The organism is Archangium lansingense, from assembly GCF_026626635.1.
GTDB classification, from domain to species: Bacteria; Myxococcota; Myxococcia; order Myxococcales; family Myxococcaceae; genus Archangium; species Archangium lansingense.
The window spans coordinates 13,124,357-13,145,764 of the sequence record NZ_JAPNKA010000001.1 but is presented as its reverse complement, the minus strand read 5'-3'; the positions used below and the strand labels follow the sequence as shown (position 1 = coordinate 13,145,764).

The window sequence follows — 21,408 nt, the reverse complement described above, 5'->3', positions numbered from 1 at the left end:
AGACGCTTCGCTCAGTCGAGGACGCCGAGGGTCTCGGTGCGGTCCACGGCCTCACCCTTGGTGGTGTAGCCGGAGTACCAGGAGGTGTCGTAGGTGCCGCTCTTGGTCTGCTGCATGTGCGTGTGGGCGCCCGTGGAGTTACCGGTGGAGCCCTCGTCGCCGACCTGGCAGCGGTCGCAGGTCTTGTCGACGGAGGAGGCGGTCTTGTTGAAGTGCCAGATCTTGAAGACCCAGCCGTCCGCCCAGGTGTGCGCCGCCTCGTTCTGGTTGCCGCTGCCGTTGCCCGAGTTGCAGTAGTGGGCGGTGGTGCGGATGGTCACGTTCCAGTAGACCGAGCCCACCACGCCCGTCTCCACGCCCCAGTAGTCGCAGGTGCCGCTGGAGACGTCGACCGCGCCGTGGAACGAGCCGCTCGAATAGTACGTGGTGGTGGTGACCGTGGCGGGGTACGGCGCCTTGACGGTGTGCGCGGTCACTGCCGCGGGGACAAGCGCCAGGGAAGCCAGGGCCGCCAGGGACAGCTTCATCGTGTTACGCATCGTTTTTCCTCTCGAGCCGGTTCACGGCCCTCGTGGGGGGGGTGGACTTCTATGGAACCTGCTGCAGCCGCTGCTTCTCCCTCAGGATCAGGTTCCACTCCTGAAGGTCCAGACTGAGAACTCGAATCCACACGTCGATCTCCGGCGCCAGGCTGGGGTCGGTGCTCCGCAGCCGCTGCAGCTCGGGAATCGCTTCAATGAAACCCAACTGGGCGTAGCTCTGCAGGAGCGCCTTGCGCACTCCGGCATCCCGCTCGTCGCGGAACATGGCGAGCACGGACTGCCGGGCGCTGGCCATCTGCTCCGCGGGCACTCCGCCCAGCGCGAGGGCCGCCGCCCTGCGCACCTCGGCATCATCGTTGCGCAGCAGCGATTGAATCTTGCCGGCCGACTCGGCGCTGATCTTCTGCGTGTCCATGTTGCCGAGGATCTTCGCCGTCACCTTTGGATCCGTGGAGGCGGCCGCGGCCGACACCGCGGCGTCCGAGGCCGGGCCGTGGTAGCCCGCGTAGACGTTCTGGATGTCCTCGACGATGTTCGTCGCGGCCTCCTGGCGCACCTCGGGGGAGGCGTCGCGCACCAGCTTCTCGTACGCACCGTCCGTGCTCTCCAGGGCGCTGGTGCGGCGCATGGAGCGGACGGCGGCGGCGCGCAGGGCCGGGTCGCGCTCCTCGATGGCCCGTTTCGCCACGGCCTTGATCGCCTCGGGGTCCGCTCCGCGCTCGGTGCGCGCCACCAGGGCGGCAGCGAGATGCTCGGACATGACCGGATCCGTCTCGCGCTCGAACGCGGCCCGCAGCTCGTGGTCGGGCAGGGTGACGGCGGACTCGCGCAGCAGCGTCCGCATGTACTTCTTGTAGGACTCGGAGTTCGACTTGAGCCCGCGGCGGATGGAGTCCATCAGGCCCTCGACCGAGCAGCTCCCAGCCTGGAGCTCGGGGCCGGGGGCGACCTGGGCGGCGGCCGTGCCAGGCAGTAGCGGGCAGAGCGTGAGCGCGAGCAGGAGGGCGCCGGTGCGGAAGGAAGTGGTGCGTGTCATGGGAGTTCCCTCGCTCATTCGTGGCGGTCGAGGCAGTTGAAGGGATCCTGGTTGGGCAGGCTGGTGAAGAGCCGCACGAAGTCCAGGGTGCCGCTCGCGTAGATGCGCTCGAAGTCCTGGTAGATGCCCTGGAAGCGCGGATCCATGGCGGCCATGTTCGCCATGACGGGCAGGGCGCGCTTGCCGGCGGTGCGCGCGGAGAAGCGGAAGAGGGCCCACTTCACGCACAGCGACTGCTCGGTCTCGAAGGTCTTGGCGAACAGGTCCAACACCCTCCCCTTGTCCGTGGACAGAGAGAGGTTGTGGGCCGCCGCGTCCCGGCCGTCCTCGTTGCCCTCGCCGACGAGGATCTTCGCGAAGCGCTCGGTCTCCTCCGGGCTGAGCAGGGGCGCGGCGTGCATGGGCATCATCTGCCCCAGGTAGCGGATCTGCTCGTCGGGCGACTGGGCGCCGATGGAGAGCAGCTTGTCCATGTAGGAGCCGATGTTGGCGTTCTGCTTGAACTCGCGCTTCATGACGCGCGCGATGGTGCGGGCCGCGGCCCAGCCCGCCTCGCCGGCGACGGGGTCGTTGGCGAAGTTCGTCAGCTTGTCGAGCGCTGCCGGCGCCAGCCGCTTCTGCGTGTCCAGGGCGGAGAGGACGCCCGCGCGCCGCTCGGCCGCGATGCTGTTGTCCAGGCCCATGTCCAGGAGCTTCGTGGCCACCTGGGGCTGGTGGACGGCCTCGGAGTCCCTCACCGCCATCAGGTAGATGCCGAAGGACCTGCCCTGGGCGTCGCGAGACCACTCCAGCACCTCGAGCGCATGGGCCGGGTTCTTGCCGATGAGCTCCGTGAGGCGGTCCTTCAGGAAGTCCCGGACGAGCCCATCCCGCGAGTTCAACAGGGGCTCGGCCCACTCGCGGAAGTTGTGGATGCTCACCCCGTCGTTGAAGCGCTCCAGGTCCTGCCAGCAGACGGTGGAGGTGAAGCGCGGGGCCTTGGCCTCCTCGCCCGGGGCCAGGGGCGCGGCCGGGCCGGGGGGACCCTTCTTCTGCGGCTTGGCCTGTGTCGCCTGGGTTTGCGCGACGGCGGGTTCTGCCTCAGCCGGGCGCTCCGCACTCCCGCCGCGGCCGATCAGCGCCACTCCGGCCAGCAGGGCGGCGAGGCCGGTCCCAGCCACCAGCAGCGGCTTGCGCCAGCTCGAGGTGCCTGACGGGGAGGTAGAGGTGGGAGACGGGGATGCTGGTGTCATGGCTGTTGGCCCGATCTAGGGGTTCCTCTTCGTAGAGGGCCCGTTTTTATCGCCATCCCAAAAAATGAATAAAACCGGGAATATCTAGGGAATTTAGGTGTCCCGGAGATTCAGACTCAGCCCGTAAGTGCCCGGAAAGACAGAGGCCCCGCGTGAGGAGGGCGTCCTCACGAAGGGCCTCGGTGCGCGCGGGGCGCGGTTCAGCGGCGGCGGCTCAGTCGAGGACGCCGAGGGTCTCGGAGCGGTCCACGGCCTCGCCCTGGACGGTGTAGCCCGAGTACCAGGAGGTGTCCTTGGTGCCGCTCTTCTCCTGCATGAGGTGGGCGTGGGGGCCGGTGGCCTGGCCGGTGCCGCCCTCGTTGCCCACCTGGCAGCGGTCGCACGTGCGGTCATACGAGTCGCTGGTCTTGATGAAGTGCTTCTGGTGGAACTTCCAGCCGTCCGCCCAGGTGTGCACCGCCATGTTGGCGTTCTCGTAGCCGTTGCCGTTGCAGACGACGCCGGTGGTGTTGATGGTCACGTTCCAGTGGACGGAGCCCACCACGGCCGTCTCGGCGCCCCAGTAGTTGCAGCGGCCGCTGGAGACGTCGATGGCACCGTGGTACCCGCCGCTCGGGTAGTAGGTGGTGGCGGTGATGGTGCCCGGGAAGGGCGCCTTGACGGTGTGCGCGGTCACCGCCGCGGGGACGAGCGCCAGGGAAGCCAGCGCCGCCAGGGTCATCTTCATCGTGTTACGCATGGGGAATGCCTCTCGAGCCAGGTGTCCGGCTCGCGTGGGGGAAACGTCCTGGAGCCTGCTGCAACGCTGCTGCTTCCCCAGGAGCAGGCCCCACTCCTGGAGGTCCATCTGCGGGGGAGCCGGGCGGCGCGCTAGTTGATGACGCCGATCATCTCTCCGGCGGAGATGGCCTCACCCTTGGTGGTGACGCCCGAGTACCAGGAGGTGTCCTTGGTGCCGTTCTTGTTGTACTGGACGTGGGTGCGGAGGCCCTCGTCGCCGATCGTGCAGCGGTCACACGTCTTGTCGACCGAGGCGGGGGTCTTGAGGAAGTCGACGATGCGGTAGGACCTGCCGTCCGCGAAGTTGTGCACCGCCACGTTCCCGGTGGGGGCTGCGCAGTTGGTCGCGGTGCTGTTGATGGTCACGTTCCAGAAGAGAGAGCCGACGAACGCGGTCTGGACGCCCCAGTAGCCGCAGCGGCCGCTGGAGATGTCCACCGCGCCATGGAACGAGCCGTCCGTGTTGTACGTGGTGGCCGTCACGGTGCCGGGGTGCGGCGCCATGACGCCGTTGCCAGCCAGGGCAGTGGGGATGAGCGCCAGGGACGCCAGCGTGGCGAGGGTCCTCATCGTGTTGCGCATTGTTCTTCCCTTCTGAAGTCATGGGTCTCCATCAAGGAAGAGGGCCCGAATTCCCGGTCATCCCAAAAAAAGAGAAAAAACCTGGGAAGGCCCGGCGCCCCGCGGTGGAACGGCCCGGGTTCTCGGGGCCCTCGTGGCGGCGCGGCTGACGGGGAAGGGATTCCAGTTCGGCCCGGCGGACGTGGTGCCGCGCTCTACATGTTGAAGCGGGCGCCGACGATGTCGGGCTCCACGCGCCCGGCCACCTGAGGGCGAGGCCCGTCAGCCTTTGCGCCAGACCTCGCTGGCGAGCAGTGCCCGGGCAGCTAGGAATCCGCAGAGTCCGTGCACGCCAGGCCCCGGAGGCGTGGAGGCCGAGCACAGGTAGAGGCGTGGATCCGGCGTGGCGTATGGGACGAGTCGCGCCATGGGACGCGCGAATAGTTGCAGGCCCTCCAGCGAGCCGCCGGAGATGTCCCCGCCGATGAAGTTGGCGTTGTAGACCTCGTATTGCGCGGGCGAGCGCGTGTGCCGGGCGAGGATGCGCTCGCGGAAGCCGGGGGCGGCGCGCTCCACCTGGGCCTCGATGCGCTCCGTCATGTCCTCGGTGGAGCCGTTGGGCACGTGGCAGTAGGCCCAGCCGGTGTGCTGGCCGGCGGGGGCGCGGCTGTCGTCGAAGAGCGTGTGCTGGGCGAGCAGTACATAGGGCCGCTCGGGAATCTCCCCGCGCGAGACGGCGGCTTCGCTGGCTGAAATCTCCTCCAGCGTGCCTCCGAGGTGCACGGTGCCGGCGCGGGCACACGCGCTCGCGCGCCACGGAATGGGGCCGGAGAGGGCCCAGTCCACCTTGAAGACGCCGGGCCCGTAGCGGAAGCGCTGGAGCTTCTCCACGTAGGACGGAGGCAGCCGATGGCCGGCCAGCTTCAGCAACTGCTTGGGTGTCACGTCGAGCAGCACGGCGCGCGAGCGGGGCAGCTCATCCACGTTGTGCACGCGGTGGCTCGTCACCACGTCGCCGCCGAGCGCACGCAGGTAGCTGACGAGCGAGTCCACGAGCTTCTGCGTGCCACCGCGAGGGAAGGGCCAGCCCACGGCGTGGCCGGAGGCGAGCAGGAGAATCCCAAAGGCAGAGGTGAAGGGCTTCTCCAGCGCGGAGAAGGAGTGCGCGGCGGAGCCAGCGAAGAGGGCTCGCGCCAAAGGCCCCTGAAAGGCGTGCGAGGCGAGCGAGTGCGCGGGCCGCAGGGCGCGCAGGCCGAAGCGGGCGAGGCGCAGGGGCCGGCGGGGGATGCGCAGCGGGTCGGCCATTTGCGCCATGACGTCGTCGAAGGCACGCACCATGGGGCGCATCCACTTCACGTACCGCTCGGCGTCGGGGCCGAGCCCCTGGGCTGTGGCCTCGAGGGAGCGCTCGAGGACGGCGGCGGTGCCATTCTCCAGCGGGTGGGCGAGGGGGGCCTCGGGGTGAACCCACTCGAGACCATGGGCATCGAGCGGGAGCTGGCGGAAGAAGGGTGAGGCGGCGGCGAGCGGGTGGATGGCGGAGCAGACGTCGTGGACGAAGCCGGGGAGGGTGAGCTCGGCCGAGCGCGCGCCACCGCCGGGAGTGGGGCCTGCCTCGAAGACCCGCACCGAGCGGCCCGCGCGTGCCAGGGAGATGGCGGCGGCGAGCCCATTAGGGCCCGCGCCCACCACGATGGCATCGAGCGTCGAGCTCATAGGTTGTGCAGCTTCACCCGACCTGATGGGACTGCGAGGAAAATGACACCGGATTGCGTTCACCAGTGGACGTAAGAGGTCGTCCGGCACCAAGGCACCCGGGCGGGCAGGCGGGAGACGAGGGGGGCTTGGCTGCGCGAAGGGGGCGAGAATTCCCATCCTCCCAGTGGGAGTGCTGCTCGAGCGAGGCCCGCCGAGGGGCCGGAGAGACAGGGGAGAGGACATGGCTCGCCAGGACCTGAGGGGCAAGGTCGCCATCGTGACGGGGGCGTCGAGCGGGGTGGGGTGGCAGACGGCGGTGCGGCTGGGCGAGGCGGGGGTGAAGCTGTGCATCACCGCGCGCCGGGTGGAGGCGCTGGAGAAGCTGCGCCACGAGCTGCAAGAGAAGGGCGTGGAGTGCATCTCGGTGCCCGGAGACGTGACGGTGCAGGAGGACGTGGAGCAGGTGGTGCGCGAGTGCCTGACGCACTACGGCCGAGTGGACCTGCTGGTGAACGACGCGGGGGTGCAGTCCTACGGCCTCTTCAGCGAGCTGCCGTGGGAGCACCTCACGCGCACCTTCGACGTCAACGTGTTTGGCTTCATGCGCTTCGCGCGGGCGGTGCTGCCACACTTCAAGGAGCGAGGCAGCGGGCACATCCTCAACGTGCAGTCGATGCTGTCCAGGAGCTCGGCGCCGCTGCTGGCGGCGTACAGCGCGAGCAAGCACGCGACGCTCGGCTGGGCGAAGTGTCTGGAGATGGAACTGGTGGGCACGGGCATCCAGGTGTCCAACGTGATGGTGCCCTCGGTGGCGACGAACATGTTTGCCCATGCGCCGACGATGTTTGGCCTGGCGCCCAAGCCGGTGCCCCCGACATATGACCCGGACGTGGCGGCGCGAGCGGTGGTGCGGTGCGCGCGGTGGCCGGGGCGGACGGTGGTGCCGGTGTTCCTCGGCGGCCGGCTGCTCTTGTGGGTGAACACGCTCCTGCCGAAGTTGGGCAAGGCGCTGATGGGTCGGTTCGGGGCGCGGATGCAGATGCGGGACGAGCCCATCGACCGGCCCGAGGGCAACCTCTTCCGGCCGATGGTGCAGGGCGTGGGCCCGTATGGACCCGTGCCCCCGACGCCGCTGTGGAAGCGCCTGTCGGCGACGGCGGGCCTCGTCATGCTGGCAGGCGGCGTGGTGCTGGGCGTGGCGGGGCTGGCTCGCGCGGCACGCTGAGAGGAGGCGGACACTACCTCTCCCGTCAGACCTTCCTGTAGGATGTGAGCAGTCAGGCGGGAAGGCCTGCGGGAGGAGTTGTAAATGGGCAGGGGAAAGCGTCCAGCCACCTACGAGGACATCGAGGCGTTACCGCCGGGGTGGGTGGGGGAGATCATCGACGACGAGCTGTGGGCCCTGCCCCGGCCGGCGAAATGGCACGCGTGGGTGGCTTCGGAGCTCGGAGTGGAGCTGGGGGTTCGCTTCGGCGTAGGGAGACGAGGGCCGGGAGGCTGGTGGTTCGTGGACGAGCCGGAACTGCACTTTGGCCGGCAGGTGCTGGTGCCGGACCTGGCGGGCTGGCGCTACGAACGGGCACCGGGGTTGATTGAGCGGAATGACCCCTTCTTCGACCTGGCGCCGGATTGGGTGTGCGAGGTGCTCTCCCCCTCCACGGCTGCATTGGACCGGGGGCGCAAGCTGTGGCTCTACCATCAGGAGGGCGTGAGCCACGCATGGCTGATGGATCCGCAGGCGCACACGCTGGAGGTCTACCGGCGAGGAGCGCGAGGCTGGCGGCTGGCCCGCTACGGAGGAGAGGCGGTGGTCCGTGCCGAGCCGTTCGACGCCGAGCCGCTGGACCTGGGGCGGCTCTGGGCTCCCGGGCCCACGCCAGCGCCCGGGCCCTGATGCCTTGAAGGGATGCTCACTCCTCCGTGTCCTCCATTGCGTCCAACTCCTCGCGGGAAGGAATGCGGATGAAGATCCACTCACCGTCGCGCATGCGTGTGACGTTGTGGAGAGCGCCTGCCACCGCGATGACCGTTTCGTAGGGGACGGTCGCTTGGGCTCGCAGCCAGGCCAGTGCCTCGTCCCGGGTGCCGAAGGAGCGCAGGGGCTTCGGCCATGCTGCTTCAGTGTTGAAGACCCTGGCGTACTCCCAGAAGTCCTTCAATCGGCCGACGTGCTGAAGGAAGTGGATCGCCTTGGCAGCGGTTTCGATGGTGGCCACGGCTTCAGGCTCGCTGGCGTGTTGTCCGGCCAGCGCTTCGAGGGAGTTCAGGAGGTCTTCCATCTTGGAACTCATATTCATTCCCCACACACGGCGCCTTCTGGCGCGCCTGCCGATTGAGTCATGAGCACCAGCGGGGCAAGGACCAAGGCCCCGGCACTGACGGAGATGACGACGAAGGTGACCCCAGCCGCTGTGACGATGGTTCCCACCAGTAGTTCCTGGCGATGGCGCTTCAGCCAGTCAATGGCTTCATTCATTGCCGTGAACTCCAGGGCGTGAAGCTCTTTCAGCTTGAGGCAATCCTCATACGCTTCACGGCACGTATTCTGGCAGTGCGAATAATGGCTCGGGCTACCGCGCTCGATGGGAGACGGAGGCTTCCTCTTCCAGCAGCGCCGGAAGCACTCGATTTGCTCCTGGTCGCAGTCCCTGGGACGGCGAGCGGTGAGAACCACGGGCCCTGACTCCCGTGCCCGGACGAGCGCTTGATCGAGCAGCGCCCGGTCGAGTTCCGATGCGGTCTGCCAGGTCACCGCCTGGGCCTCATCCGCGGTATCGCGAATGACCAGGAGCCGGTCCTGAGGAGGCTGGAAACGCTCGAAGGGGACAGGGCGAGGGCTGCTGCACGCCAGGAGCATGAGGGGCAGGAGCGTGTAGGCACCTGCCCTGACGCGGAGGGGCATCATCGAGGGCATCCCACGAAGTTGAGGGGGCGCTCTGGTACCATGCCGGGCGGGCATGGCAAGCGACATCATCGACTTCCAGTCGGAGCGGGGGCGCCACGAGGAACTGCTCGGGCGAGAGGACGTGATGGCCGAGCTGGATGCGCTCGTGCTGGGCGGTCCATCGCGCGGGTGGGTGCTGGTCAAGGGTGGGCCGGGGATGGGCAAGAGCGCGCTGCTGGCCGAGTGGCTGAAGCGGCGTGAGGACGCGGGGTTGCCGGTGCCGCCGCACCACTTCTTGCGGCGTGGCGTGGAGGACTGGGACCGGCCCGAGGTGATCAAGCGCAACCTGGCGGCGCAGGTGGAGCGGCTGTACCCCGCGCTGGCCGAGCCGGATGCCCGGCCTGAATCGCGTCTGCGGGAGTTGTTGCAGCGGGTTTCGGACAAGGAGCTGAAGCCACGAAATGACCGGTTGGTGCTGGTGGTGGATGGTCTCGACGAGGTCGAGGGGGACTCGGACGGCTCCAATCCACTGAAGCGCTTCCTGCCGCACGTATTGCCACCCGGAGTGAAGGTGCTGTGTGCCTCGCGGCCCACGTACCCGTACCTGAGCTGGTTGGAAGGATTGGAGGCCGTTCGCACCCTCGACCTGGATGGCGAGCGGTGGGCGGGCTCGAACAAGAACGTGGTGCACCAGTATTGGGAGCACGTGGCACCCTGGTTCGTGCCACCACTGACTCCGGCCTTCGTGAGAGAGGTCGTGCAGCGGGCCGAAGGCAACGTGCTCTACACGGTGAAGTTGGCGGAGTGGCTGCACGAGCAGCCCGTGGAGAAGCGGCGGGCCGAACTTCTGCCGCGAGGACTGGAAGCGCTACTGGATGAGAGCTGGGGGCGAATCCAGCAGTTGCCAGAGCAGCTTCGCGAGGTAGCTCGCGAGGGGCTGTGGGTGGTGGCCGTGGCTCGTGAGGCCCTGCCGTTGTCGGTGTTGGCGGCGGTGGCCCACTGGAAGGACTCGGACGGCGAGCGATTCCTGCGCGTGGCGCGCTCGTTCCTCCTAGAGGAAACGGCGTACGAGGGGCGCGAGAAGGCTTGGCGTCCCTTCCATGAGTCCTTCCGCAGCTTCATCCTGTCGAAGCTCGGCCACGAGCGGGAGCGGGGAGAGCACCGGCGATTGGCGGAGCAGTTGTGCCGGTGGCCAGTGGAGACGTCCGAGCGTGGCTTTCGCTGGAGCTATGCCTTGCGTCATGGCGTGACGCACTGGCTGAAGGCAGGCAAGTGGGAGCAGGCGCGCGGGCTCTACATGAACTTGGGTTACCTTGAGGAGAAGTGCCGGGTGGCCGGAGTCCTCTCGCTTGAGGATGCTTTGATGAATGCGGCGGTGGAGGGCCCCGAGAACCTGCGGGAGCTTCCGAGAGCCCTTCACCGTGCTGTCCAGGCAGAGTCGCATCGCTTGAGGACAGAGCCAGAGTCCCTGTCCCTGCTTGTCTACAATCAGCTGCGCTCCTCCGGGTGGACTGAAACGCGGATTGAAAAGACACTGTGCTTTCCAGATGGGTTGCTGCCCGCGCTCCGCTTACGTCATCCCGTGAAAGCAGAGGGGAATGAACGAACGCTGGAGGGTCATGGCGCTCCTGTTAATAGCTGTGCGGTGACGCCGGACGGGCGATGCGTAGTGTCGGCATCTGCCGATAAGACGTTGAAGGTGTGGGAGTTGGAGACGGGGCGGGAGTTGGTCACGCTGGAGGGCCACGATGGTGTGGTGACTGGCTGTGCGGTGATGCCGGATGGGCGTCGCGTGGTATCTGCGTCCGAAGATGGAACGCTGAAGGTGTGGGAATTGGAGACGGGGCGAGAACTGGCCACCTTGGTCGGTCACGGGGCCTCGGTGACTGCTTGTGCAGTCACACCGGACGGAAGGCGCTTGGTGTCGGCTTCTGTCGATTCAATGTTGAAGATGTGGGACGTGGCGACGGGAACCGAACTGTTCACCCTAGAGGGCCATAGGCGCGCGGTAAGGTGTTGCACGGTGACGCCAGATGGACAGTGCGTGATATCGGCGTCTGACGATAGGACGTTGAAAGTGTGGGAGGTGGAGACAGGGAGGGCACTGGCCACCTTCCAAGGCCATGGGCGTGCAGTAAAGGGATGTTCGGTGACGCCGGATGGGCGGTGCGTGGTGTCAGCTTCTGCCGATAAGACACTGAAGGTGTGGGAGTTGAGGACGGGGAGGGAACTGGTCTCCCTGAAGGGCCATGAGGAAGGCGTGTGGGGATGCGTCGTCATGCCGGATGGGCGGCGCGTGGTGTCGGTCTCCTTCGATAGATCACTGAAGGTGTGGGAACTGGAGACAGGGCGGGAGTTGGCTGTGCTGAGAGGCCACGGGGGATTGGTGAGTGGATGCGCGATGACGCCCGACGGACTGCGTGTGGTGTCGGCGTCCTGGGACAGGACCTTGCGGGTGTGGGGAGTGGATACGGGGATGGATCTGGGCTCCCTGCTGGGCCATGGGGATAGGGTAAGGAGCTGCGCGATGATGCCGGATGGACGGCGCGTGGTGTCGGCATCCGACGATGGGACGCTGAAGGTTTGGGATGCAGCGACGGGACGGGAACTGTCCACCCTGAAGGGCCACAAGGACAAAGTGTGGGGCTGCGCAGTAACGCCAGATGGGCGGCGCGTGGTGTCGGCATCCGACGATGGGACGCTAAAGGTTTGGGATGCGGCGACGGGACGGGAACTGTTCTCGCGAGTAGGCCACAGGGCGCGGGTCCGGAGTTGTGCGGTGACCCCGGACGGCCGCCGAATGGTATCGGCATCTGACGATAAGACGCTGAAGGTGTGGGACGTGGGGATTGGACGGAATCTGGTCATCCTGAAGGGACACCAGAGCTGGGTGAGTGGTTGTGTAGTAACTCCAGACGGGAGACACGTGGTGTCAGCGTCCGACGATGAGACGTTGAAGGTGTGGGAGGTAGAGACTGGACGAGAGCTGGTCACACTGAAAGGCCACGAAGCGCTGGTGAGGAGCTGCGCGGTGACTCCGGACGGAAGTCGCGTGGTATCGGCATCCGACGATTGGACCCTGAAGGTGTGGGAGTTGGGGACGGGGCGCGAGCTGGCTACCTTGAAGGGCCATGGTGGAGGGGTGAGGGGGTGTGCAGTGACGCTAGATGGGATGCGCGTGGTGTCGGCATCTGCTGACAAGACGGTGAAGGTGTGGGACATCGAATCGGGACGATGTCTGCACACGCTCTACGGTGCTGGTGCCTTTCTTTGTGTTGCTTCAACGGATGCGGTTATCTGCGCGGGGGACGTACTCGGAAACGTCTGGATTCTTGAAATGGAGCCTAGTGTTCACAGCACGAGCCCGTCTCACACGAATACGCCTGCGCCTGGACCCACCATGAGCGTTCCTTTCCCGAAGCCCGTTCTTGATGCTTACCGCGCACACTCGCTCGCCTTGTTCATTGGCTCCGGTCTCTCGCTCGGCCGCGACGTCAAGGGCAACTTCCCCACGTGGTTGCAGCTTCCCCACAGGTTGCTCGATGCCTGTGAGCGCCTGGGCTCGCTCGACGAGCCGGTCATTCAGGCCCGGCGTGGCCTGTTCACCGGCCGCATGCGCCTCGAGGTCATGCTCGCGGACCTCGGCTCCCTGCGTGCCGCCCTCGATCGCGACTACCAGAAGGCCCTTAACGACATCTTCCGTCCCTCGGATGCGGCCCCGGGTTCAGCGCATCAGGCCGTGGCGCGGCTCGGTGTGCGCGCCATCCTGACCACCAACTATGACGGGCTCCTCGAGCGTCTCCAGGAGACGCAACACAGGCAACCCTATACATGGAAGGAATCAGACCTCGCGCTCAACGACCTGGAGTCTGGACGCCAGGTCCTGCTCAAGGTCCATGGGACGGCGGAGCGTCATGACACCGTGGTCATGACCGAGCGCGAGTACCACGAGGTCCGCTCCAACCCGTCCTACCGGGCAGTCCTTGGCCACCTGCTCCAGGGGTACACGTTCCTGTTCATTGGCTATGGGATGAATGACCCGCTGGACCTGGACCTGGTGCTGAAGTGGAACGCGGATGCATTCAAGTCCGCGGCCCGCCGCCACTACGCGCTCCTGAAGGATCCGAGCGACAACGACCGCGACCGCTACGAGCGCGAGTACAACGTCCGGGTCATTCCCTACAGCGACCACGCTCAACTTCCGGCCATCCTTGAGGAACTCCAGCGCGCCGCCAGTTGATGCATCACCACTGATGAGGACATGGCCATGGAAAGGAGCAAGGAGGACGCGCCGTGACCTCCTCCAGAGTGGATGACCGGGTGAAGGTCGTCATCAAGCTGGAGACGGATGAGGACGACTACCCTCCTGTGGACTATGAGGGCCTGTGGGCGCTCCCCGTGGGAGAGGGGCTGTTCCAGATCGACAATGTCCCCTTCTTCGCCGTGGGCATTGCGTATGGGGACATCGTTTCCGCTACGGCTGAGCAGCAGGAGCTTCGTTTCCGGGAGGTCGTGCGCCCCTCGGGTCACAGCACCCTTCGCCTCATCATCTACGAGGAGAAGGACATTCCTTCCGTCAGGGCGCTCCTCGAGGAACTGGGTTGTTCCATCGAGCGAAGCCACATCCCGGGGCTGATCTCCGTGGACGTCCCTCCCACTGTTTCCCTGGCCGTGTTGAGGAAGACCCTGGACGAAGGCGAGGCCCAGGCGCGATGGGGCTACGAAGAGGCCTGTCTCGCCTCGACCTGATGCTGCGGGCTCAAGGCCGCGATCGAGCGGTTCGACTTCATCGTCCGGCGAAGTCCACACGCCCTCCTGGGAACTACTTCGCCGGGCGCATGCGGTCCGCCCGGCGAAGACGCCGCGAAGTCCCTCCGCTTCAGCCGAGCAGCGCCTGCGCGTGGTGGCGCAGGTGGTCGTCGATGAAGCTGGCGACGAAGTAGTAGCCGTGGTCGTAGCCGGGCTGCCTGCGCAGGGTCAGCGGGTGCCCGGCCGCGACGGCGGCGCGCTCCAGGGTCTCGGGGTGGAGCTGCTCGGCGAGGAACTGATCAGCGTCACCCTGGTCCACGAGCAGCGGCAGCTTCTCCGTGGCCCCGGCGAGCAGCGCGCACGCATCCCACTCCCGCCAGGCGTTTCGGTCGGTCCCAAGGTAACGGCTGAAGGCCTTCTCGCCCCAGGGGCAGTTCATCGGGTTGCTGATGGGCGCGAAGGCCGAGACCGACAGGTATCGCCCCGGATTGCGCAGTGCGCACACCAGCGCTCCATGCCCGCCCATCGAGTGTCCGCTGATGCCCCGCTTCCCGTTGACGGGGAAGGTCTTCTCCACCAGCGCGGGTAGCTCATGCACCACGTAGTCGTGCATCCGGTAGTGGCGAGACCAGGGCTCCCGCGTGGCGTTGACGTAGAAGCCCGCTCCATGGCCGAAGTCCCAGGCTCCCTCGGGGTCTCCCGGCACCTCCTTGCCGCGAGGGCTGGTATCCGGCATCACCAGGGCAATCCCCAGCTCGGCCGCCAGCTTCTGTGCCCCGCCCTTCTGCGAGAAGTTCTCGTCCGTGCAGCTCAGCCCGGAGAGCCAGTAGAGCGCTGGCACCTGCTCCCCGCGCGCCGTCTTCGGCGGCAGGTAGATGGCGAACACCATGTCGCAGCCCAGCGTGGTGGACCGGTGCCGGTAGCGCTTGAGCCAGCCACCGAAGCTCTTGTTACTGCTGAGGAGGGTCAGTGCGTCGCTCATCGTCGCCTCCGGCTCAGCGGTTGTTGAACAGGAGCACCGAGCGGATGCTCTTGCCCTCGTGCATGAGGTCGAACGCCTTGTTCACCTGCTCCAGCCCCATCGTGTGGGTGATGAAGGTGTCCAGCTCGAACTCGCCGCGCAGGTAGCGGTCCACGTAGCCGGGGAGCTCGCTGCGCCCGCGCACGCCGCCGAACGCCGAGCCGCGCCACACTCGCCCCGTGACGAGCTGGAAGGGTCGCGTGGCGATCTCCTCGCCTGCGCCGGCCACGCCGATGATGATGCTCTCGCCCCAACCCTTGTGGCAGCACTCGAGCGCCGAGCGCATCACCTGCACGCTGCCGATGCACTCGAAGGAGTAGTCCACGCCGCCGTCCGTCAGCCCGACGATGACCTCCTGGATGGGCCTGTCGTAGTCCTTCGGGTTGATGCACTCGGTGGCGCCGAGCTGCTTCGCCACCTCGAACTTCGCCGGGTTGATGTCGATGGCGATGATGCGCTCGGCCTTGGCCATGACGGCGCCGATGATGACGGACAGGCCGATGCCGCCCAGGCCGAACACTGCCACCGTGCTGCCCGGCTTCACCTTGGCGGTGTTGAGCACCGCGCCCATGCCCGTCGTCACGCCGCAGCCGAGCAGGCACACCTTCTCCAGCGGCGCCTCCTTGGGAATCTTCGCCACGGCGATCTCCGGCAGCACGGTGTACTCGGAGAAGGTGGAGGTGCCCATGTAGTGGAGGATGGGCTGGCCCTTCTTGGAGAAGCGCGAGGTGCCATCCGGCATCAGCCCCTTGCCCTGCGTGGCGCGGATGGCCTGGCAGAGGTTCGTCTTGCCGGAGCGGCAGAATTTGCACTGTCCGCACTCGGGTGTGTAGAGCGGGATGACGTGGTCGCCCGGCTTCACCGAGGTGACGCCCGCGCCCACCTCCTCGACGATGGCGCCGCCCTCGTGCCCGAGGATGACGGGGAAGAGGCCCTCGGGGTCCTTGCCCGAGAGCGTATAGGCGTCGGTGTGGCAGACGCCGGTGGCGACCATGCGCAGGAGCACCTCGCCCGCCTTGGGCGGAGCGACGTCGATCTCCTCGATTTCGAGCGGGCGGTTGGCGGCCCAGGCGATGGCGGCGCGAGACTTGATCATGGTGGGGTTCTCCTCTGCGGTGGGTGAAGTCCCGCGCTAGCTAGTCCATGCGCGCGGAAGGATCTTCACCGGCCCGGGAAAAGATTGTTGCTCCCTGGGGATAATCCCGTGGCAGATGGGCCCATCATGAACCGGTGGGAAGGAATCGACGAGTTCGTCGGCGTGGCGGAGACGGGGAGCTTCTCTCGGGCGGCCGAGCGGCTGGGGGTGTCCTCCTCGCACGTGAGCCGGCAGATCAGCCGGCTGGAGGACAGGCTCCAGGCGCGGCTCTTCTATCGCACCACGCGGCGGGTCTCGCTGACGGAGGCGGGGCACACCTTCCTGGCCCACTGCCAGCGGTTGGCGGAGGAGCGCGACGAGGCCTTCCTCGCGGTGAGTGACCTGCAGGGCACGCCCAAGGGGCTGCTGCGGATGACGTCGGCGGTGACGTACGGCGAGCGCTTCATCGTGCCGCTGGTGAATGCCTTCATGGCGAGGCATCCGGGGCTGCGGGTGGACATCCAGCTCACCAACGACACGGTGGACCTGGTGAAGGAGGGCTTCGACCTGGCCATCCGCCTGGGACGGCTGACGGAGTCCACGCTGGTGGGAACACGGCTGGCGCCACGGGCGATGTACCTGTGCGCCGCGCCGGAGTACCTGGAGCGCTACGGCACGCCGCACAGCCTGTCGGAGCTGGAGCGCCACCCGTGTCTGATTGGGACCTCGGATGTCTGGGTGTTCCAGGACGAGGGCCGCGAGCACCTCTTTCGGGCTCGGGGGCCGTGGCGGTGCAACAGTGGCGCGGCGGTGCTGGATGCGGCGCTGCGAGGCTTCGGGCTGTGCCAGCTCCCGGACTACTACGTGCGCGAGCATCTGCGCACGGGCCGGCTCATCTCGCTCTTGGAGGCCAACCAGCCACCGAATACGGCGGTCTGGGCGCTCTACCCGCAGAAGCGTCACCTCTCTCCGAAGGTGCGCCTGCTGGTGGAGCACCTGAAGCGCGAGCTGCCCCTGCTGCCCGAGTATCGGACCTGAGGTCCGTCACTCCCCGGGGTCGAGCACTTCCAGCAGGGCCTGCCCGTTGGTCAGGTCGAGCAGTGCCTTCTGGAAGGACTCCAGGTGGGTAACGGGAAGCAGGAGCTGGTAGCTCACGGTGGCGGCGTACTCCTCGGAGACGACTTCCGCCTCGTGGGCCGGGAGCATCCGGCGGAAGCCGTCGACGCTCGCGTACTCGATTTCAACGGAGAGGCGGGCCTTGCTCACGCGCTCGGTGGTGGGGAGCTGCTCGAGGCCTTGCAGGACGCAGCTGGTGTAGGCCCGCACGAGCCCGCCCTTGCCCAGGAGCGTTCCGCCGAAGTAGCGGGTGACGACGACGGCCACGTCTCCCACGGTGCCGTGGAGCAGCGCGGTCAGCATCGGCCGGCCCGCGGTCCCGTGGGGCTCGCCGTCATCGCTCATTCCCGCCATGCCCGTGGAACCGGGAGGGCCCACCACATACGCCCAGCAGTTGTGGTTGGCATCGGGGAACTCCTCGCGGACGCGGGCGATGAACGCCTTGGCCTCCTCCACCGTTGGTGCTGGGGCCACCGTGGTGATGAAGCGGCTGCGCTGAATCTCCTGCTCCACTCGGTGGAGCCGTGCCGGAATGGGGTAACGCGCGTTCTTCGGCATGGAGCCAGTCTACCTGGCACAGGCGGGGAGCTTGTTCCAACTCACGTGTCGAGCACCCGTGGAACGCATATCCCACGGGCTCGACCGGCGCCCTGCCCCTGACGGGCTCAGTGAATCCGCAGGGCCAGCTTGCCCAGGTGGTGCTGGAGCACTTCCTTCTGCGCCTTGGCAGCCTCCTCCATCGCGTAGATGTGGCCGATCTCCAGGTGGAAGGGCCCCGCTTCGATGAGCTCATTCAGCCCTACTGGCCGCCGGGCAAGCCCCTCACTCGAACTTCCCGACGACGGTGAAGGGGACACTCTTGGCAGGGTGATGGCGCCATCGGTGGTGCCAGCCTCGGCGTAGATGCCGCCCGGGGCCGAGGAGCCGAGCACCAGACACACGGGGTAGCTCTGCCCATCCGGCGTGTTTGCCTGGGTGTAGCGGGCCTGGACCTTGCCGATGTTCATCCAGAGCATGCCCTCGATGAGCGTGCCCACGGGCAGGCTGCCTAGGGTGCTCTCCAAGCGGCTCGTCACCTGGCCCTGACGATAGACGCCGTAGTCGTTGGTGCCCCCGGGCTGCTCGGCGGATAGGTGCATGACACCCTGCTGGCCTGGCTCCACGCCCAGCTTCTTCATGAGCTCGACGGTCTCGGAGGCACAGACCGACGAGGGGGCGGACGTCTTCTCCTTGCCGATTGTGATGCACGCGGTCAGGGCGAGGGTGCTCGCGATGAGGCTGGTCTTCAGGGCTGGCGGCATGGGGGCGCTCCTTCGTAGCGAGACTCCCCGCACTACACCGGCGCGCTGCCGGGTGGCCGGCGTGCGTCGTACAGCCGTCGGGCAACGGACGATGCGTCAGGCCTCGGTGACGGGCCTCCGGTGAGGAGTCCACACCCGGTGGTCCCAGACGAGCGACAGCACGGTGATGAGCAGGCCCACGATGACGTCATTGAAGGTAGCGGCGCGGTAGCTGCTGTAACCCAGGACGAAGGGCGAGACGATGAGCCACATGCCGAGCGGGGTGTTGGCGTAGCGCAGCTTGGGGACCGCGATGGCCGCGAGGGCCAGCAGCATGGTGCCCAGACCCACGCACAGGTCATTCAGCTGAGGTTCCTGGAGCCGGTAATCGAGCACGAAAGGCGCCGACACCAGCCAGAAGCCCAGGATGACGTTCAACCAGCGAGCCCACATTCGCCGCTCCTCCGGACGCTTGCACCGTTCAGGGGTTCAAGGTGGGGAGACAGGGCGTCTGGGTGCAACGGGGTGTTCTCTCTCTGGTAGCGAGCATCCACTCACGAGCCCGTCCGCCTGCCCGCCCGCTCTCTCGGTCGCCTTCCGAGTGACACCCAGGGAAAGGTAGGACACGGGGATGCTCCCATTCCCTCTGGGAGAGGGCCGGGGTGAGGCTCTGCTCCGAGGCTGTTCTCGTTGCCTGTTGTTCGCTTCTCGCCGGAAGCCCGAGTTCGCACCGTGTCATCCGATTCACGCGGGAGCATATCGGGACCACTCTGCCCTCCTTCACGGGTAGGAAGACGGTGACGGCTACCCGCACCCCGTCCCTCTCCCGAAGGGCGAGGGGAAATTGGAGACACCCATGCCCCAGTACGACTTCGACATGTTCACCATTGGTGCGGGCTCAGGCGGAGTGGCGTCGAGCCGCCGGGCGGGCTCGTACGGGGCTCGCGTGGCCATCTGCGAGGACAACCGCATCGGTGGCACCTGTGTGCACCGAGGCTGCGTACCCAAGAAGTTGCTCGTCTACGGTGCCCACTTCCACGCGGACTTCGAGGACGCGGCGGGCTACGGCTGGTCGCTGTCCGAGCCCGGCTTCGACTGGAAGAAGCTCCAGGTGGCGAAGGACAAGGAGCTGGAGCGGCTCGACGGGGTGTACCGGCGCCTGCTGAGGGACTCAGGAGTACAGCTCATCGAGGGCCGAGGCCGGGTGGTGGACGGGCACACCGTGGAGGTGGGGGGCCAGCGCTACACGGCGGAGCGCATCCTGGTGGCGACGGGCTCGTATCCCTTCCTCCCCGAGGTGACGGGCATCGAGCATGCCATCACCTCGGATGGGGCGCTGAACCTGCAGGAGTTGCCGAGGCGCATCGCCATCGTGGGTGGGGGCTACATCGGGGTGGAGTTCGCGGGCATCTTCAACGCACTGGGTGCGAAGGTGATGATGCTCATCCGGGGCGACACGGTGCTGCGCGGCTTCGACGACGACATCCGCGCGATGCTCACACAGGAGATGCGCAAGAAGGGCATCGACATCCGGCCCGAGACCTTCGTTCGTGACATCGAGAAGCGGGCAGATGGGACACTGAGCCTGCTGACGAGGATGGGGGACACGCTCGAGGTGGATGCGGTGCTGTACGCGACGGGGCGAGTGCCACAGACAAAGAGGCTGGGGCTGGAGGAAGTCGGAGTGCGGCTGGACGCACGGGGAGCGGTGGAGGTGGACGAGTGGTCGCGCACCAGCGTGGAGAGCATCTACGCGGTGGGGGACGTGACGGACCGCATCAACCTCACGCCGGTGGCAATCGCGGAGGGGCGCGCCTTGGCGGAGACGCTCTTCCATGACAACCCCACGAAGATGGACCACACGGGGGTGGCGTCGGCGGTGTTCAGCCAGCCGCCGGTGGGGACGGTGGGGTGTACGGAGCTCGAGGCGCGCGAGCGTCACGGAGAGGTGGACGTCTACGTATCGAACTTCCGGCCGATGAAGCACACGCTGAGTGGGCGGGACGAGCGGACGATGATGAAGGTGATCGTCGAGCGCGACAGTGGGCGGGTGCTGGGCTTCCACATGGTGGGGGCGGACGCGCCGGAGATCATCCAGGGCCTGGCGGTGGCGCTGAAGTGTGGGGTGACGAAGAAGCAGCTCGACGCGACGGTGGGCATCCACCCGACGGCGGCCGAGGAGTTCGTGACGATGAGGGACAAGAGGCCGGACCCGGTGGCGGACGCGGCGCAGGATCTCGGTCACAACGCCCGGCAATCCTGAGCCCCGTGCTCAATTCCGTGGAGATCACCGCTCACAAAGAAGCACAGGGCGCCGGCCACAGGGCCCTCGGCGGAGACACCAGCGGCGAAGCGGTTCCCACGCTGGTAGCCGAAGCGGTTCTCCACGAGGGACAGCTGCGTCTGACGGACTCGGGGACGCCGTGCTCGCCGCACCAGTCCTTGGCGGCCTGGAAGCAGGGGACGAGCTCGGGGTGGCACCGGGTCCTCATCAAGCGCATGGACTTCTCCTCCGCGAGGGGCGGGCCCTGGCGGAACTCAATGGGTCGGACGGAATCCGGGAACGGTTGGAGCTCCATGGACCCGAATCCAGGAATAAAAGAACAAAGGGGAAGTTGAAATTCAGCCTCGGGGAGGCTGGAATACGTCACGAGCGTGTAACCGGGCGAGCGGAGGCAGGGGCTCTGCCCATCCGGCGGGCTCCCGTTGCAGCGGGACTGGCGGGAGCGTGGGTGCTTGCGCGGGCAGGGGGGACACCATGCGGCCACAAGGACAAGCCAGGCACGAGTCGGGGCACGTCGTGGTGCTCTCGGGGCAGTCCTCGCAGGACGCCTCCCAGGCCGCATGCGCCTCCGTTGCGCCCAATAGCAGGACGAGGGCGAGCGCGAGCAGCATGGACAGGGCACGGCGCATGGACGTTGCCCTCGCGTACCTCCATCCGCGGGCAGCGGCAAGGCTCGCGGGGGGAACGGCTCTCCGCGTCAGGTTGTCTGGACTTCAGGCGTCCCTGGCCGCGCCATCGCCAGGAAATCGGTAGGCCTTCGTCTCTCCCGTAGAGGGCGCGCCGTGAAGCCGCCCGCCCGACGGGAGCTGTGCTCGCGAGGCCATGTCAGAGAGGGGGGAGATGATGATGACCAAGGACAGCAAGGGGGGAATATTGCAATCCTCAAAAATTGAGGATACTGTGGCAAGGGAGGATTCCGTGTTTCAGGACGGGGGGGAAATGCTCGAGCTCATACCGAACTACTTCCTGGTGGAAGGCGCGCAGCTGGACGAGAGCTGTGAGGATGGCCTCTCGCTGTCTCGCCGCTCGGTCTTCACCGAGAAGCTCCTCCCGGCGCGTTGGAAGCCCGTGGGGCGCAAGGGCTCCCGGCGGGAGCTCGCGCAGCGTCCCTCCGTCGTGTCCCTGCCCGTCTGACCGTTTTCGAGCACGG

At 67.0% G+C, this 21,408-nt stretch carries 20 protein-coding genes; 7 read left to right on the top strand and 13 right to left on the bottom strand.

What is annotated here, in order from left to right; translation table 11 throughout:
* Positions 1-11: 11 nt before the first annotated feature.
* The 6 genes from OV287_RS53020 to OV287_RS52995 all read right to left on the bottom strand — a co-directional run bounded on the left by OV287_RS53020 (position 12) and on the right by OV287_RS52995 (position 5,867).
* Positions 12-539 carry a hypothetical protein gene (locus OV287_RS53020; RefSeq protein WP_267541730.1) on the bottom strand — a complete coding sequence of 176 codons (528 nt, stop codon included), beginning with the start codon at positions 537-539 and terminating at the stop codon, positions 12-14.
* A 49-nt stretch (positions 540-588) separates the two neighbouring features.
* The gene (locus OV287_RS53015; RefSeq protein ID WP_267541729.1) at positions 589-1,578 is read right to left on the bottom strand and encodes a HEAT repeat domain-containing protein; all 990 of its coding nucleotides are present in this window, start codon (positions 1,576-1,578) and stop codon (positions 589-591) included.
* A gap of 14 nt (positions 1,579-1,592) precedes the next feature.
* Entirely contained in the window at positions 1,593-2,810 is a 1,218-nt protein-coding gene (locus tag OV287_RS53010; protein WP_267541728.1) for a hypothetical protein, read from the bottom strand.
* Positions 2,811-3,024: 214 nt separating this feature from the next.
* Complete coding sequence (locus OV287_RS53005; RefSeq protein ID WP_267541727.1) at positions 3,025-3,549, bottom strand: hypothetical protein; 525 nt, start codon at positions 3,547-3,549, stop codon at positions 3,025-3,027.
* A 131-nt stretch (positions 3,550-3,680) separates the two neighbouring features.
* A complete protein-coding gene (locus tag OV287_RS53000; RefSeq protein ID WP_267541726.1) occupies positions 3,681-4,172 on the bottom strand; it encodes a hypothetical protein in 492 nt (163 codons plus the stop codon).
* A gap of 261 nt (positions 4,173-4,433) precedes the next feature.
* Positions 4,434-5,867: a phytoene desaturase family protein gene (locus OV287_RS52995; RefSeq protein WP_267541725.1), complete on the bottom strand. Its 1,434-nt coding sequence runs from the start codon at positions 5,865-5,867 to the stop codon at positions 4,434-4,436.
* A gap of 223 nt (positions 5,868-6,090) precedes the next feature.
* On the opposite strand from OV287_RS52995, the gene OV287_RS52990 reads away from it, so the two are divergent.
* Entirely contained in the window at positions 6,091-7,074 is a 984-nt protein-coding gene (locus tag OV287_RS52990; RefSeq protein WP_267541724.1) for an SDR family NAD(P)-dependent oxidoreductase, read from the top strand.
* 84 nt (positions 7,075-7,158) lie between these two features.
* On the top strand, positions 7,159-7,743 hold the full coding sequence (locus OV287_RS52985; RefSeq protein ID WP_267541723.1) for a Uma2 family endonuclease: 585 nt from the start codon (positions 7,159-7,161) through the stop codon (positions 7,741-7,743).
* A 16-nt stretch (positions 7,744-7,759) separates the two neighbouring features.
* On the opposite strand, the gene OV287_RS52980 is transcribed toward OV287_RS52985, so the two are convergent.
* On the bottom strand, positions 7,760-8,128 hold the full coding sequence (locus OV287_RS52980) for a hypothetical protein (protein WP_267541722.1): 369 nt from the start codon (positions 8,126-8,128) through the stop codon (positions 7,760-7,762).
* Positions 8,129-8,142: 14 nt separating this feature from the next.
* The gene (locus OV287_RS52975; RefSeq protein ID WP_267541721.1) at positions 8,143-8,601 is read right to left on the bottom strand and encodes a hypothetical protein; all 459 of its coding nucleotides are present in this window, start codon (positions 8,599-8,601) and stop codon (positions 8,143-8,145) included.
* Positions 8,602-8,806: 205 nt separating this feature from the next.
* Between OV287_RS52975 and OV287_RS52970 the strand changes: the two genes are divergently transcribed.
* Positions 8,807-12,973: an SIR2 family protein gene (locus tag OV287_RS52970; RefSeq protein ID WP_267541720.1), complete on the top strand. Its 4,167-nt coding sequence runs from the start codon at positions 8,807-8,809 to the stop codon at positions 12,971-12,973.
* Between the two features lie 53 nt (positions 12,974-13,026).
* Complete coding sequence (locus OV287_RS52965; RefSeq protein WP_267541719.1) at positions 13,027-13,482, top strand: DUF4265 domain-containing protein; 456 nt, start codon at positions 13,027-13,029, stop codon at positions 13,480-13,482.
* A 130-nt stretch (positions 13,483-13,612) separates the two neighbouring features.
* Here OV287_RS52965 and fghA read toward each other — a convergent pair whose 3' ends face one another.
* Positions 13,613-14,464 (bottom strand): S-formylglutathione hydrolase, encoded by an 852-nt coding sequence (gene fghA / locus OV287_RS52960; RefSeq protein ID WP_308809812.1) that lies wholly within the window; start codon positions 14,462-14,464, stop codon positions 13,613-13,615.
* Between the two features lie 13 nt (positions 14,465-14,477).
* On the bottom strand, positions 14,478-15,596 hold the full coding sequence (locus tag OV287_RS52955; protein ID WP_267542593.1) for an S-(hydroxymethyl)glutathione dehydrogenase/class III alcohol dehydrogenase: 1,119 nt from the start codon (positions 15,594-15,596) through the stop codon (positions 14,478-14,480).
* Between the two features lie 129 nt (positions 15,597-15,725).
* On the opposite strand from OV287_RS52955, the gene OV287_RS52950 reads away from it, so the two are divergent.
* A complete protein-coding gene (locus OV287_RS52950; RefSeq protein WP_267541718.1) occupies positions 15,726-16,616 on the top strand; it encodes a LysR substrate-binding domain-containing protein in 891 nt (296 codons plus the stop codon).
* A 6-nt stretch (positions 16,617-16,622) separates the two neighbouring features.
* On the opposite strand, the gene OV287_RS52945 is transcribed toward OV287_RS52950, so the two are convergent.
* From OV287_RS52945 to OV287_RS52935, 3 genes are all read right to left on the bottom strand, one after another.
* A complete protein-coding gene (locus OV287_RS52945; RefSeq protein ID WP_267541717.1) occupies positions 16,623-17,252 on the bottom strand; it encodes a YigZ family protein in 630 nt (209 codons plus the stop codon).
* A gap of 107 nt (positions 17,253-17,359) precedes the next feature.
* On the bottom strand, positions 17,360-17,995 hold the full coding sequence (locus OV287_RS52940; protein WP_267541716.1) for a hypothetical protein: 636 nt from the start codon (positions 17,993-17,995) through the stop codon (positions 17,360-17,362).
* A gap of 96 nt (positions 17,996-18,091) precedes the next feature.
* Positions 18,092-18,427: an SPW repeat protein gene (locus tag OV287_RS52935; RefSeq protein WP_267541715.1), complete on the bottom strand. Its 336-nt coding sequence runs from the start codon at positions 18,425-18,427 to the stop codon at positions 18,092-18,094.
* A gap of 403 nt (positions 18,428-18,830) precedes the next feature.
* Here OV287_RS52935 and gor point away from each other — a divergent pair, with 403 nt between their 5' ends.
* Positions 18,831-20,237: a glutathione-disulfide reductase gene (gene gor / locus OV287_RS52930; RefSeq protein WP_267541714.1), complete on the top strand. Its 1,407-nt coding sequence runs from the start codon at positions 18,831-18,833 to the stop codon at positions 20,235-20,237.
* A 960-nt stretch (positions 20,238-21,197) separates the two neighbouring features.
* Positions 21,198-21,392 carry a hypothetical protein gene (locus OV287_RS52925; RefSeq protein WP_267541713.1) on the top strand — a complete coding sequence of 65 codons (195 nt, stop codon included), beginning with the start codon at positions 21,198-21,200 and terminating at the stop codon, positions 21,390-21,392.
* Positions 21,393-21,408 lie beyond the last annotated feature (16 nt).

What these genes read in the sequence shown, in the direction of transcription:
- OV287_RS52970 (WP_267541720.1), top strand. Translation starts at nt 8,807, where the DNA reads ATGGCAAGCGACATCATCGACTTCCAGTCGGAGCGGGGGCGCCACGAG.
- OV287_RS53000 (WP_267541726.1), bottom strand. Translation starts at nt 4,172, where the DNA reads ATGCGCAACACGATGAGGACCCTCGCCACGCTGGCGTCCCTGGCGCTC.
- OV287_RS52995 (WP_267541725.1), bottom strand. Translation starts at nt 5,867, where the DNA reads ATGAGCTCGACGCTCGATGCCATCGTGGTGGGCGCGGGCCCTAATGGG.
- OV287_RS52985 (WP_267541723.1), top strand. Translation starts at nt 7,159, where the DNA reads ATGGGCAGGGGAAAGCGTCCAGCCACCTACGAGGACATCGAGGCGTTA.
- OV287_RS52950 (WP_267541718.1), top strand. Translation starts at nt 15,726, where the DNA reads ATGAACCGGTGGGAAGGAATCGACGAGTTCGTCGGCGTGGCGGAGACG.
- OV287_RS52945 (WP_267541717.1), bottom strand. Translation starts at nt 17,252, where the DNA reads ATGCCGAAGAACGCGCGTTACCCCATTCCGGCACGGCTCCACCGAGTG.
- OV287_RS52980 (WP_267541722.1), bottom strand. Translation starts at nt 8,128, where the DNA reads ATGGAAGACCTCCTGAACTCCCTCGAAGCGCTGGCCGGACAACACGCC.
- OV287_RS52935 (WP_267541715.1), bottom strand. Translation starts at nt 18,427, where the DNA reads ATGTGGGCTCGCTGGTTGAACGTCATCCTGGGCTTCTGGCTGGTGTCG.
- fghA (WP_308809812.1), bottom strand. Translation starts at nt 14,464, where the DNA reads ATGAGCGACGCACTGACCCTCCTCAGCAGTAACAAGAGCTTCGGTGGC.
- OV287_RS53020 (WP_267541730.1), bottom strand. Translation starts at nt 539, where the DNA reads ATGCGTAACACGATGAAGCTGTCCCTGGCGGCCCTGGCTTCCCTGGCG.
- OV287_RS52925 (WP_267541713.1), top strand. Translation starts at nt 21,198, where the DNA reads ATGCTCGAGCTCATACCGAACTACTTCCTGGTGGAAGGCGCGCAGCTG.
- OV287_RS52990 (WP_267541724.1), top strand. Translation starts at nt 6,091, where the DNA reads ATGGCTCGCCAGGACCTGAGGGGCAAGGTCGCCATCGTGACGGGGGCG.
- gor (WP_267541714.1), top strand. Translation starts at nt 18,831, where the DNA reads ATGCCCCAGTACGACTTCGACATGTTCACCATTGGTGCGGGCTCAGGC.
- OV287_RS52940 (WP_267541716.1), bottom strand. Translation starts at nt 17,995, where the DNA reads ATGCCGCCAGCCCTGAAGACCAGCCTCATCGCGAGCACCCTCGCCCTG.
- OV287_RS53015 (WP_267541729.1), bottom strand. Translation starts at nt 1,578, where the DNA reads ATGACACGCACCACTTCCTTCCGCACCGGCGCCCTCCTGCTCGCGCTC.
- OV287_RS53005 (WP_267541727.1), bottom strand. Translation starts at nt 3,549, where the DNA reads ATGCGTAACACGATGAAGATGACCCTGGCGGCGCTGGCTTCCCTGGCG.
- OV287_RS53010 (WP_267541728.1), bottom strand. Translation starts at nt 2,810, where the DNA reads ATGACACCAGCATCCCCGTCTCCCACCTCTACCTCCCCGTCAGGCACC.